Genomic DNA, 14,333 nt, shown 5'->3' with positions numbered 1-14,333 from the left:
TTGGGTTTCTGTCTACGACTAGTTTTACTTACTAGCTTGCTTAGGCAACAATCGAGTAATCACCGTAATCGCCTCTGCACGGGTAACTGTGCTAAGTGGTCCGAAACGGTTCTCTGCATATCCTTGCATCAGACCCGCTTCTTGTACGATGCCTACAGCTTCTAGGGCCCACGCAGGTATGTCGGAGACATCCGCGAATGTCACAGCTTTCGCCGCCGATGTACCGGCGCCATACGCGTTCGCCAGCACAACAGCCAGTTGTGCTCTTGTCAATGGATTGCCAGGGCGGAACGTGCTGTCCTCGTAGCCTTGAACAAGGTTCGATTTGGCTGCCAGCGCAATCGCTTGCTTCGCCCAATCGCCGATCGTATCGCCATCGCTGTAATTCGGCATCTTCTCTGCCCCAGCGTTCGGATGCACAGCATTCATCAGCATGACGATAAATTCCGCACGCGACACGAACTGATTTGGCTTAAATGAGCCGTCCTCATACCCATGTACGATGCCCGTTTTCAACGCTGCTCGAATATCAGATTCTGCCCAATGTCCTGCAATATCACTCAGATTTGATAATGGATCAACGTTCGGGTTCCCAGGAACAACAATCGTTTGGTTCACAGCGAATACCGCATATTTCGTCAGATGGTTCACATCGACGGTGATTTGATCCCCATTTACCTTACCACCAGCGACTTCCACCCATACTTTTTTCGCTTCGTCATAATAGAAAACCACTGCTTTCTGATCAGCCTTCAAGCTCGTTTTGTCAAAAGCAAACGTTAGCGTGATTGGCTTACTGAAGTTCTCAGAGAAGTTTTTCAAAATCTCAAAAATCGGACTAGCGAGTACCTCTTTACTGGTTATCAATTTTGCAGTATCTAGCACTTTGTCTATCGTGACCCTCAGTTCTTTGGCCGAAGCATCAGCCGGGATTGTCATCTTCACCTCATTGTTCAAACTAACCTCGCCTGTTCTACCTTGCGGCAATGTCAAGGTACCATTCGAAGAAACGACGGGTAGGTTGTTTGAAGTTGGTGTTGAGCCACTGTTCCCTTGCACAACAGCCTCTGCATCGCGTTTTACAGTCACCGTATAAGTCTTACTACTACCATTCTGTGCAGTCACCACGATCTTGATTTCATTCGAACCTACTTGTAAATTAACCCATCCACTTGCTTGGCCGCTAATCACAACAACATCATTAACCGTCATCGTCGCATGACTATCGTACACACTCGCCGTTACTGACAGACGCGATACTGAGTTAGCTACCTGCAAGCTATAAGACAATGTGCCCGCTGCAAAAGTAGGAGCAATGACGCCAGTAGACAACGTTAGTCCACTCAAGTCGGTATTATTACTAACTACAGGCGCTTCTGGCGCTCGATTCACACGAAGTTGATATGGATTCATAGCAATGCCATCTTCCGCTGTCACCTTCATATCAATGAGGTTAGATCCCACTTGTAAGTCGTTCACTGTGTAGGTATACACATTACCCGTTACTGAGCTATAAGTTGCACMCGTTACGGTCAGCGTTTGATTAGCATGAGCTTTACTTACTGTCAAAATAAGACTTGTAACGCTATTTGGAACTTCTACGCTATATGACATCTGCGCAGGATCGAACGTTATCGAACCTTGATCTACACCTAAGTCCGATAGCAAAGCATCGTTACTGATCACCACTGGTACACCAAGCAAGATAACCTGTGTAACCACAGTATCACCATAATTCGATGCTTTTACCGTTACCGCATGGCTACCCTCACCTAACACACCCGCACGTATCGTGATCTTCCCTGCTTGAATCTCATAATCCGTCGGTGACAACGTTGTAGCGCCATCCTTCACTGTTGTGATGGCCGCTCTCCATGCTGCATCCTCTGTGAATGTGATGTCGATCGGGCTTAGTGTATCGTTCGCAGTCACATCTGCTGATAACGCAGGTGCAGACAACTGCTGAACACTTACCATCACAAAACCATTATCTTTGGTGAAAGGTACTTCGCTGCCGTTCCATAACACCTTCGTAGTGGATGGTGCGTAAGTAACCGTAGTCACACTGTTTACACCTGACAGCTCGTTTAGCGTCAGCTGTAATTCGTTCGTGTTCACACTCGTTGTGATGGCAACATTCTCCGCGGTTTGTTGCAAACCGTCTACGAAATAATATTGCAACTGTCCAGCGACTTCCTTCTCACTATTCGAATAAAATAATTGCTTACGACCATCTTTCATGTCCACCACGATATGTGTTGGATCGGTTCTACGTACGTTCTCGATTTTACTTGTACCTTTGTACGGTTCAAGTACGCTAACGAATTGCGCATTGTTGCCATACACCCGATTAACCACTGTAGGTGTGTAAGCAGCTGTATCGTTTCCTGGCCCTGGGGCTTCGCCTACGATCATCGTAGATGTCGCACTTGGCGAGCTGGTTAAGCTAAATAACTTTAACCCATTTCCATTAACGGTATTCCATGCACCTTCCCAACTACCGGATAGCTCCTTGGATGTGCCATTACGGAAGAAAGGCGTTGAGTCCTTCGTGCCTAACGGACCTGCGAAAGTGTCCATTGTCGTACCAGGTGTAAATGAACCAAGACCATGCAACAACCAATCGTACTGATGGCTCGTTGCCGATTCCAGTGTAAATAGATCGATCATATAATCCTTGGTTACAGCCACGGTTCGCTCATAACGACTCATGCCAGCATAAGCTTTACTGGATGTGTTCGTCATAATATTGAATGGTTCAGATTGCATGAATAACTTCGTTGGTTCATACACTTCCACATTGTTCACACTCGGTGTTGCCTGCGTATCGCCATCAACCATGACGGTGTTATGAGCGAATGTCGTTTTGTAATAAGATGTGTACATAGAGTTACTATATGGAGGGATGCCAAGATCCGGGGCCAACCGCTCCCCCTTCCCGAATACCTCCAGATGAAGCAAATCCGGATGACCGTGATACCCGCCATGCACACCATAATCAACAAGTGCGTAAAGCTGCTCATCTCCAGTACCTGCACGCAAAACAGAATGGCCGAGTCCCGTGAAATTCATACTTTCGGACGGCAATGTTCCTCCATTTGGAATCACGGATTTCCCGTAGAACACCGCTTGTTCGCCAACAATACCTGAGTTAGTATTGCCTGGCACGATAAAGCCGCCTCTAGCCCGCTCTCTATCGTTATACAGCATACTCAACAGCGTACCGTAATCAGCGTCATTATACTCCGCATATACGCCTTCGTAATCCATCGGTACAACTCTGCCTGGCGCCCCTAAATTCGTAGGATACTTACCAGAATCGTTACTGTTAATAATGCCGAGATCCGGGAACGCATATTGCAGTGTAACGTCAAATGTTTTCTTGAAGTTCGGACTAGCAAAAAGATCATAACCCATATTCTTCAAGGCTTGCGCATGGAAGAACAACGCTGACTGTGCGTAGAAATGATAACCAATCGCACCCTCATACCAGAATCCATCGGACAATACGCTGTTTGCCATTTGGAAATTAAATCCGCTCTTCCCTGTCACAGAGAAATCCATCAGCGTCTTATCTTCCAATGCTGCGCCAACTGCACCAATTGCCGCATTGTGCCACGTTTGCCAGTTAGACTTACCAACATCATAACCCTGCAAAGTTTTAGCTGAAGGGGCAAACAAATTCTGCTCCACATTGTATTTCTCAGCGGCACTCAACAGACCGCTTGGTTCAATTAAGTCATAGGCTTGCACGAGTTCAATCATTTGAACCGCTTCATCCAGCGACTGATAATATAGTCTGCCGTTTAGCGCTTGCATGGCATAGCTTGGATATAGCTCCGCATAATTGAGCAGCATCTCTTTGGCTTTCTGGGCATACTTCGCTTCACCACTTAATGCATAAGTTAGCGCAAGATTGCGTACCGCCTCGATATTTACCGTATGTGCTGTAAACCGCCATCCGCTATCTACATCCGAACCCGTGTATATTTGGTTGTCAGTCGGACATAAATGTTCATGAGGCTTGTCATAATTAAATACGAGTGGCGTATCTCCACAGACGAATTTCCCACTCTCTCCTGCTGGTTTGGAAGGATAATAGACCGTTTTGTTCAACCAGCTATCTGCTTTTACTTTAATCGCATCTAAGTAATCTTCTGCCCAACCATAGCTCTGAATCTTAGCCTTCGCCTCATTCAGTTGCGTTTGAGATGTCATAATGTAGGGATGCTGCTTCGTCGCGACCCTTGGAGCCCCTACCTTCGCATTCAATTCAACCGTTATTTCCTTACCACCTTGAATAGGTTTCACGGTATAAATGGCTTTCTGCACATCACCCGCTTGCGCGGAGGCAGGCACCTTGACCTGAAGATTCACATCCGTTTCCGCGCCTTTCGCAACGACAGCGGTAGTCGGAGTAACCGTCACATCATAACCAGGTCCAAATGCTGTTTTGGGCGAAATTTGATAAGCCGTATCGACGTCACTAATATTTTTGAGCGAAAATGTATAGTTTAGTAGGCTATCTGGCAATGTGCTCTTATCAATCTGTTTAATGGATGACTCTACTGCATTCTTAGCAAGTGCAAAACCATCGAAATACAACTTATCCGTCGGATCCGATACATCTAAATTGTACCAATTGGGATGTATGATGACTTGGTTGAAATTCGCTAAGTCAGCTAATCCCGTTGAATTCAGCATTTTATTGAAAGGTACTTCAACTTTCTTCCACCCTACCCAGTCCACATAAAACGTAGACATGAAATAATCGAAGCCAGGCGTTGGAACGTTACACTCAAGAATAAAGTACACCTTCTTATTCGATGCTTTCTCTGAATATAACCAGAATTCGATTTGGTCATTTTGCTTCCAAGGCCCTGTCATCCCTGTTATGTTGATGGCCGTTGTTGGATCCGTCCACCGCCCCGACTTGGTACCTAGAACTGCTGGTATTTCAGACGTTGCCGTCGTGTTCGTCCAGCCGGTAAAAGTCTCCATATTGCCAATCGGCGTACTCGAACTTCCAGACAAGTCCATATTATACGTATAACTCTTCACTTCACTGACCTTGCCTTCGAATTCAGCCTTCGTCGTTATTGTCAGTGGGTGATCCACTACTAGTGGTGTTGTATACAGCTTATAGGTGTTATCTACACCTTCAATTTTATAATAGACGGCAGCCCCAACTGTCGGGGATGATAAAGCAATCGACTTCGTTTCCGCATAGGTCCCCGCTGGAGGACTGGCGCTAACCGTTTCAACATAATCTCGATAAATAATCGCGTACTGATAGGTTGTTTCTTCGCTTTCTATATTGTTAATCGATGATTTCGTAACCAGCGTCACATTAGCGGTCTGTTCACCGTTCGATGTAAATGTGAGCGGGGTTGTGTAAAGTTGGAATGCACTGTCAATGCCGACTCGTTTATAGTACAGCTTCGCTAATGATGTTGGTGTTGATGCACTGGATAAGTTCACGATCACTTTATTCGTATACTCGCCTGAGGGCTTATTCGATGTGACAGGATGAACCGCTGCATTACCTGTCAACCGAAGGTCATCTAAGTAAATTTGCAAACCCACATCTTGGACTGTCGAACCTAGAGGCTGTGGATGGAATCGGATGTAATCTAAAGGTCCCCAAGCCGCAACGCTTGCAGAACTCTTCTGCGTTTGCACGACACTAAGCGGAATCTCGATTTCTTTCCAACCTGTCCAATCGAGAAGAACGCGATAATAGTAGTAGTTACTATCACCTTTCATGTGAAACCTGATCTCAAATGGCCGATCCGCCTGAGTGCCCGTTCTCGCCTTAGCAGAGTAAGCCCACACTTTAAACGTGGAGTAGCCATTCAGGTCAACATTGGGCGCCAATTTCGGATAAACCGAAACTGTACCTGTGACATCAGCTCCGTTATTGAACGTTAATAACCATTTCTTCGACCCTGTTCCCTCTTTGATAAATTGGGGATCCGCATTACTTTCTGCGGCCAGACTTGCCGTACTTGTGATATCGCCAGCTAGATTCGTCGTCGAATCCATATTGTTCAACTGTAAAGAAATCGGAAACTCCTGAACCGCCGCATCCGCGGTTTGGAGTGGAAGGAACAATTGCAGCAGGCTTAAGAGTAACAACGCTGCATGTAAAGCTGACAGCCTTTTCATAAACCGATGAAGCACCATAAACTTCATTCCTCTCCTTTGGATAATACAAAGCCCCGCTATCTCAGGCGGGGCTGTTAGTGGTAAAGATGGTAAATCCATTCCTCTGTAACCTTATTTCTTCACGGCTGCTTTCGCACGTTTGTCAGCATTTCTGTAAATATTTACGATTTCCTCATAACCAAGCTTCTTCTGCTCTTCAACGAATTTATCCCACTCGCTGAAGTTGCGTGAACCCATAATGAATTTGGAGAAATTCTCGTCACGATTCGCGTTTAAGGAATCACCCTTCGTATCCAAAATTTGTTGCTCTTCCAGCGTGAAAGCAAGCGTACTATTTTTCTCGCCATCATACTTAGGTGCTTCTTTATAAGCAGCTTGCAACTCTGGTGAAGAAACGGAAATATGAGCATTGAAATCAAACCATGTATAAGCGCCATCTGTGGACAAGCCGGTTTTCTTTCTCAAATCTGCGATATCCGCATACTTCGTTGTGAAGGAAGTTCCACTAGCCGTATCTCCTTCTTTCCCCCAGCTAACAAGTTTCTTGCCTTCTTCCGAGTAGAAGAAATCCAAATACTTCATCACATCTTTGATTTTGGTCGACTTGGAAGAAACCATGAAGCCTTCTTCTGTCACTGCGGTAAAGGCCGTCTTACGCGGTCCACCCGCCCAACCTGCTGGCGGAGCCATATAATTCATAGTGAACTGCGGATTGTCTTTACGTAATGCACTATTATAGAAGTCAATACGTCCCATGTAGTCAAGTGTCACGAATGCGCGATTCGTGGACACGATATCTTGCCACATTTTGGTATCAATCGTTAAGAAATCTTTCGGGATCAAGCTCTCTTTATAGAACTTGTTCATGTACGTCAACATCGTCTTGTATTCGTTCTGGATTGGCGCGTATTTCCAATCCTTGGATGCGCTGTCAAAGAACACGGAAGCTTTACGTTTCTCTACTTCGGCAGGTACATTGAAGCCCGCTCCGAAATCGTACATATAACGCAAGCCATTCCGGAATGTCAACGGATAGCTGTCTGGATAAGCCGCTTTCAGCTTCTTCAACGTATCATAGAGCTCATCCCAGTTCGTTGGCGGGGCTAAACCGAGCTTCTTGAATACATCTTCGCGGTACATCCATGTACGGCGGTTAGATTCACCTAAACCTTGGTTCGGGAACACATACATTTTGCCATCTGACGATAGGACGTTCTGTGCTTCTGTTGGGTACTTCTCCATCCAAGCCTTCAGGTTCGGCATGTCCTTCACATAGTCAAGAATGTTGACCAAAGCACMTTGCTGCCCGAATTTATCAGCGATTGCTTTCGTTTGTGTCCACATCAAATCCGGCATATCACCAGAAGCAACGGTCATGCTAAGTGCATCCTCAAGCAGATTTCCTGGCGGCAACTGAATATCTAGCTTCACGCCTGTTTTCTCCGTCAGATATCCCCATACCTTCCAATTCGCATCATAAGGCCAGCTTGGGTTACTGTAGTCTAGAAACTTGAAAGTTTGTGCTTTCGGTACTGCTGCTGATGAGGCTGCTGCTGTCGCTGCTGCGGATGGCGTTGCTACACTGCTTTCTTTGGAACAAGCACCCATGACGAAACTCATGCTCATAATTGTTGCTAACATAACGACCGACTTCTTCTTCATACGTTGCCCCACTCTCCCTAATTTCCTTCGATTTTGCTTTCCCCATGCTGAATGCCCTCATGCTGCACGACTGATTCGACTTCCCTGTCTCGCTTGTCTTGCTTTCCTTGCTTCCCATTGTTCTTGTACCTCTATATTAACCTTTGATCGACCCAATTAGTGCTCCTTTGGCAAAATACTTCTGAAGGAACGGGTAGATCATCAGGATGGGAACCGTTGTAATAATAATGGTTGCATATTTAATGGATTCATCTACGATCATGCTGTCGCCGCCGATATTGCCAGCGCCTGTACCCTGACCTTGCAGCACCATGTTGCGAACAATAATTTGTAACGGGAACAAGTCGGCATCTCGCAAATATAAGAGAGCGGAGAAGAAGTTGTTCCAGATTGCAACGCCGTAGAATAAACCAATGGTCGCCAGAATCGCTTTGGATAAGGGTAAAACGAGTCGGAAGAAGATGCCGATATCCGTAAGTCCATCCATTTTGCCAGACTCCTCCACTTCCTGCGGCATACCGGCAAAGAACGTACGCATCACGATGATGTTCCAGGAACTAACCAGCGTTGGTAGGATCATTGCCCAGATCGTATCAATGAGATGATAGCTTTTGACCACTAGGAACGTCGGAATCATGCCACCGCTGAAGAACAGCGTAATCACGATCATAATCATGAAGCCACGGTGAAACAGCATATGTTTCTTGGACAAGGCATAAGCTCCTGCTGCGCTGACTAGCAAAGAAAGCGTCGTACCGAGTAAGGTATAGAAGATCGTATTGAGGTAAGCCCTTCCAATTTCTGGTTTTCCAAAAACGGCTGCATACGTGTTCAAATTAAAATCTTTTGGCCATAGGAATACCTGCCCCTTTAAGACTGGCACGACACCACTGAACGAAACCGCTATCATATAAACGAAAGGATACAGCGCCGATACGACTACTCCCAGCAAACTCACGAATAAAACAATATCAAAGAGACCAAATTTTCTTTTCATACGTGTACTCCCTTCCCTACCATAAGCTTGTCTCGCTCGTTCTGCGGCTAATCCAATTGGCAGTCAGAATGAAGAGGAGGTTAATGATACTGCTGAATAAATCGATCGCTGTCGCATAACTATAGTTCATGGATTGAATACCGGTCCGATACACATAGGTGGATAACACGTCGGCGGTAGCATAAATGGAAGGATTCAACATCAGAAGCACTTTTTCGAAACCGATATCTAAGACATGTCCGATGTTCAAAATAAACAGAATAATAATCGCCGGCCGAATGCCCGGAATTGTAATATGCAGCAATTGGTGTCTGCGATTCGCGCCATCGACTCTTGCCGCCTCATATAATTGAGGATCAATCGCGCTTAAAGCTGCTAGATAAATGATGGTTTCCCAACCGACATGCTGCCAAATTTCTGATAAAATATAAATCGCTCGAAAGTAGTCTTCATTCTGCATAAAGTTCATAGCGTCATATCCGAACCACTGGATCACATTATTGACTAATCCACTCGTTGGCGAGAGAAACAAGAACATCATACTTACAACAACGACATTCGAAATAAAGTGAGGCAAATAACTAATCGATTGAACAAATCGTTTTAATGTAGCCCTGCGTACTTCATTTAGTAGTAGAGCTAGAATAATTGGCGCCGGGAATCCGAAAACAACTTTGGAAATCCCAAGGAGCACTGTGTTTTTCAGTAGCTTCAGAAAATCAGGACTATGAAAGAAAAGTGAGTAGTATTTCAAACCAACCCATTCACTTGCCCACACACCTTTGAAGGTGTTATAGTCCTTAAACGAAATCAAAATCCCGAACATCGGCACATACTTAAATAATAAGTAGTAAATAAGCGCCGGCAAAAACAAGAGCATTAAATACTTGCTGTTATGCCATCTCTTTTGGAATTGCCCCATGCCTTGACCTCCAGTCTGAATATCCTGTCTATGCTTCAAACTTTAAAGCAACGGGGACTCCTCAACAATGAGTCATACTTTCGATTCCTCACTATTTTCTACATTCCAGAAATCGACATAGATTCTTAAGGAAAGTCAATATTCGCTGCTCTAGCCTGATTGGAAAATTCCGCATGGGCATCCACCATCTGTCACTATTTTGCACCCTAACTACACTTCATGAGGCATGAATCATGAAAATAGAGAACTTTTTAAAGCTCAGAGTATTGAACCCCTCCCACTGTCCCGTGATATACTCAATATGGTTAACTCCTACTCAGGAAAGGAATGACACGATGAAGTGGATAGCACGATTTTCGACAAAAATCCAAAATCAAGTATCACTGTTCTACACCTTGTTCTTCAGCTTCATCGCGATTATTCTATTGCTCGTATCGATTAATACGTGGTCTTATTCCTTCTTCCGCGATCGGATCAAGGATGAGATTATCCTCAATAGCGGTCTGAATTTGAATACGACTGTCGCTAATTATGAGAAGCATATCAAGTTGATTCGAAGCATCATGGTCGGCTATCTGTTCAGCAATGACACAGAGATTCTCAAAAATAGCAATCCATTATCCCACTACGATACGGTGATTAAAGCCCAAAGTGAATTACAACACTCACTTAACAATTCCTTACTTTATCTAGACAACATCATCTACTACTTCAAAGACAGCCAGTTCATTATTGAGAAAGAAGGTACCCGAAACGCCGATACGATGTTCAGCAAGTTTTATGCCCAGTCTTCCTATACGGTTGATTTCTGGAATAAGGAATTGGCAAGCTCTCAAAGTTTCAAAATTTATCCTTCGGCCGTCTTCAACTCGGTTACCGCATTTGAGAATAAGCCGATTGGCAGTCTTATGCCCATTCTAATCAAGAGTGCTTACGATACGAATTTTGCCTTTATTGTCTTTATGAAGAGCGCTAAGGTCTATGAAGCCTTTCATCAGTCCCAGCCTGAAAGCAGCCTCCTCATTATGGATGGTAGCCACAACGTGGTTTTCTCCTCCGATGTGACTCAACTACCCTCTGAAATCAAGGAGCAATCTGGCAGTGGCTATTCCTTAATTAAGAATACCTATTACTTCTATCAAACCAGCGCAGAGACAGGTTTAACGTATATCGAGGTCGTTTCCGACAAAGGTCTCACCAAGCAAATTCACCGACTTAACCTCAATATGCTCGTTCTTATCCTACTTTCCCTAATCATCTCACTTGCGGTTTCCTATCTGATTGCTAGGAGATTCCATAATCCACTTGCGAATATGCTTCGCTCGCTGGAAGCGTATCACCCTGCAGGCCTGCAAGGCATCACGAATAGCCGAATTAAGGAATTCAACTTGCTTCACAATACCCTTCACGATCTATCCCGATCGAATCGGGAATTTCATAACGATATTCGCTCCAAGAATACACTGTTGCAGCAATTTGCCTATATGACACGGCTAAAGAAACTGGAAGGCAAAGGATCACAATTGCAGACCTCGATTGACGCAAACAAGCCGTACAAGCTCATTCTTTTTCAAATTGACTTCAAGGATAAGTTCCTCACGGAAATTACGAACGGGCATCAGCGCATTTTCAACACGTATAAGGAACTGATCGAGACTCATTTCTCACGCATATACACAGATTCATTGACCTTCCAATTGGAAAAAGATCAGATCTTGTCCATTCTTTTTATCGAAAATGAAGAAGATGTTAGGCATCCAGATGATCTAGATCATCTTGTGCGCATGCTGGATATTGACTCTGGGTATTGCAACTTCACCATTGCACCAAGTCTTATTCACAAGAACTCCTCTGACTTTGTGGAAACCTATCAGAACGCACTAGATCTCATTAAACAACGGAGGCTTGGCGAAGATGTTCAGATCATTACAGAATGGCTTCCACAGCCCGCTCTACTGATTCCTACACCATCTGAGGAGAACGAGCTGACAGCTAATCTACAAGCAGGTTCTGATGCCGTCACGATTCCTCTAGCCGATAAGCTGCTCGATCAGCTTGCCAAGGCTGGCGCACTAGCCCACCAGTTCCAAGACTTCACCAAAGATATCGTGAACAAAGCGATGAAGAGTATGTACGCCMAAAATATTTCCATCCACACGTTCTCGGACAGAGGTTCACCTTACGAGCTCTTGAAAGCATGCCATACCTTAGAGCAGTACAAGGATTTCTTGCACTGGTTCCTATCCCGGTCCGCAGCTGCCATGAAAGAGAAAAAATCTGAAACCGACGTCATGACCAAGTTCGTCATGGAATATGTGGAGTCCAATTTTGGAGATGATCTTTCACTTGAAGCGATCTCGGCTAAGCTGGGAATTACCGGTCCTTATTTATCGACCTACTTCAAGGAAAAGACGGGAACGAATTTCAGCGATTACATTTTCACCGTTCGAATGAATAAATCGATTGAAATGCTGCGAGATACCGACCTAAAAGTGCAGGAAATCGCTTCACTTGTTGGCTACTTCACAGCTGCTTCTTTCAACCGCGTTTTCAAGCGGCATACAGGGATTACGCCTAGTGAGTTCAGAAGGCTTAATAATAAGAATTAAATGAAAAGGGAGCAGATACACCTGGATGGTGTCTTTGCTCCCTCTTAGTTTCCCTTAATTTAGATCCTTAGCGTATCTCGCATAGCATTTCCAACTCTCATAACCCAACTTGCCATAGAAATCTACGAAAGGTGTCGTATCAATAACCACGTGGCGAACGCCACGCTGCAACAAATAATGAATCGCTGCTTGTACAATCGAGATCCCGTATTTATGTCCACGGTAGCTCTCATCGATGCCTAGAGGGCCAATACCGCCCAATTCTCCCTCGAAGAGCGGCGACCAGTAGATATTCTKAGCTAACAAAGGAGACTGCGCATCATTCATCCTGCAGAACCCAATAATTGAGCCCTCTTTCTCTAACAGAACGAACTCTCTGCCCGTACCCCCGCGTTCCCAGTAGTCGCGATGCTGGTAATCCCATGTGCCAGGAAAGCAGCGATTCATGAACGTTGTTAAGCCTTCTCGATCATTCCGATTGGCGACTCGGAATGTCGCCTCATGAACAGCTGGCAGAGATATGATCTGACCTTCTTCATAAGCGTTCAGTAGGTCGAAAGAATGCTCCAAGAAGGTGTATGTTCGCTTCTCAAACCACGCTTTCGTTTCATTAAGCTGATCTGGAATCCCCGGAAACAGACGACCGTGCAGATCATTGCCCAGCATGATCCGCCGTGCTCCGGCGTTCTGCAGGGATTCCTCGGCTTTGTAAAGCAAGTAACTCCCGATTCCCTTGTTTCTATGCTCAGGGTCTACCATCAGTGCCTGAATCCATCCCATATCCCCGCGAATGCCAAAACGCGCTGTAACTTCACTAGCCATCTTGGCAATGACAAATCCAACAACACGCCCGGACGGTTGCTCTAGCGCCACCCAGGATCCTTCCCTTAGCCAAAGTCGGTCTCCTACGACATTCTGCTCCAACAATCGAAGCCTCATCGGGAACGAGTCCGACAACTCCTTATTCCATAGCACGACCATATCACTCAGATGCGACGCTTCCATTCGTTCGAAAATCCAGTTCATGCTGCTCCTCCTCTGGGTATCCCTGATTTCACATACGTAACTTACAGCAAATGGCATAGCCTTACTGAGAAATATAGGACATCTGGACGATCTCGCCTATAAGCAAATCTTTCAAATGTTTGTAGATGATAAGAATCTAATCCACTCACAGGGCTATGAAAAGGCGGCATGCGCCGCCGTGCGATGGCCTACCGGGATTCTTCCTTAGCGCACAATATTTGTGCGCTAACGTGCGGCGGCCGACGGAGATTCTTCACTTGCGCACAATATTTGTGCGCTAGAAGGCGACGGCCGATGGGCATACTTCCCTTGCTCACAATATTTGTGCGCTAGCGTGCAACGGCCGACGGGATTCTTCACTTGCGCACAATATTTGTGCGCTAGCGTGCGACGGCCGACGGGATTCTTCACTTGCGCACAATATTTGTGCGCTAGCGTGCGATGGCCGACGGGTATGCTTCCCTTGCGCACAATATTTGTGCGCTAGCGTGCGACGGCCGACGGGCATGCTTCACTTGCGCACAAGATTTGTGCGCTAGCGTGCGATGGCCGACCGGATTCTTCACTTGCGCACAATATTTGTGCGCTAGAAGGCGACGGCCGATCGGCATACTTCCCTTGCGCACAATATTTGTGCGCTAGCGTGCGACGGCCGACGGGAATCTTCACTTGCGCACAATATTTGTGCGCTAGCGTGCGATGGCCGACGGGGATTCTTCCCTTGCGCACAAGATTTGTTCGCTAGCGTCCGATGGCCGACGGGCATGCTTCACTTGCGCACAATATTTGTGCGCTAGCGGGCGATCGCCGACCGGGTATGCTTCACTTGCGCACAATATTTGTGCGCTAGCGTGCGATGGCCGACGGGCATGCTTCACTTGCGCACAATATTTGTGCGCTAGCGTGCGATGGCCGACGGGATTCTTCACTTGCGCACAATATTTGTGCG

At 45.8% G+C, this 14,333-nt stretch carries 6 protein-coding genes; 1 reads left to right on the top strand and 5 read right to left on the bottom strand.

What is annotated here, in order from left to right:
• Positions 1–24 precede the first annotated feature (24 nt).
• The 4 genes from AB4114_RS27765 to AB4114_RS27750 all read right to left on the bottom strand — a co-directional run bounded on the left by AB4114_RS27765 (position 25) and on the right by AB4114_RS27750 (position 9,749).
• Entirely contained in the window at positions 25–6,195 is a 6,171-nt protein-coding gene (locus tag AB4114_RS27765) for an S-layer homology domain-containing protein (protein ID WP_441991371.1), read from the bottom strand.
• An 84-nt stretch (positions 6,196–6,279) separates the two neighbouring features.
• Positions 6,280–7,830 carry an extracellular solute-binding protein gene (locus AB4114_RS27760; protein ID WP_441991370.1) on the bottom strand — a complete coding sequence of 517 codons (1,551 nt, stop codon included), beginning with the start codon at positions 7,828–7,830 and terminating at the stop codon, positions 6,280–6,282.
• 136 nt (positions 7,831–7,966) lie between these two features.
• Positions 7,967–8,827, bottom strand: coding sequence for a carbohydrate ABC transporter permease (locus tag AB4114_RS27755; protein WP_441991369.1), 861 nt, complete (start codon positions 8,825–8,827; stop codon positions 7,967–7,969).
• Between the two features lie 16 nt (positions 8,828–8,843).
• Positions 8,844–9,749 (bottom strand): ABC transporter permease, encoded by a 906-nt coding sequence (locus AB4114_RS27750; protein ID WP_441991368.1) that lies wholly within the window; start codon positions 9,747–9,749, stop codon positions 8,844–8,846.
• Between the two features lie 335 nt (positions 9,750–10,084).
• Here AB4114_RS27750 and AB4114_RS27745 point away from each other — a divergent pair, with 335 nt between their 5' ends.
• Positions 10,085–12,358: a helix-turn-helix domain-containing protein gene (locus AB4114_RS27745; protein WP_441991367.1), complete on the top strand. Its 2,274-nt coding sequence runs from the start codon at positions 10,085–10,087 to the stop codon at positions 12,356–12,358.
• Positions 12,359–12,412: 54 nt separating this feature from the next.
• Here AB4114_RS27745 and AB4114_RS27740 read toward each other — a convergent pair whose 3' ends face one another.
• On the bottom strand, positions 12,413–13,384 hold the full coding sequence (locus tag AB4114_RS27740) for a GNAT family N-acetyltransferase (protein WP_441991366.1): 972 nt from the start codon (positions 13,382–13,384) through the stop codon (positions 12,413–12,415).
• Between the last annotated feature and the right edge of the window lie 949 nt (positions 13,385–14,333).

The sequence above is a fragment of the Paenibacillus sp. 2RAB27 genome, from assembly GCF_052115445.1.
Lineage (GTDB): Bacteria > Bacillota > Bacilli > Paenibacillales > NBRC-103111 > Paenibacillus_E.
This window is presented reverse-complemented; position numbering and strand designations above follow the sequence as displayed.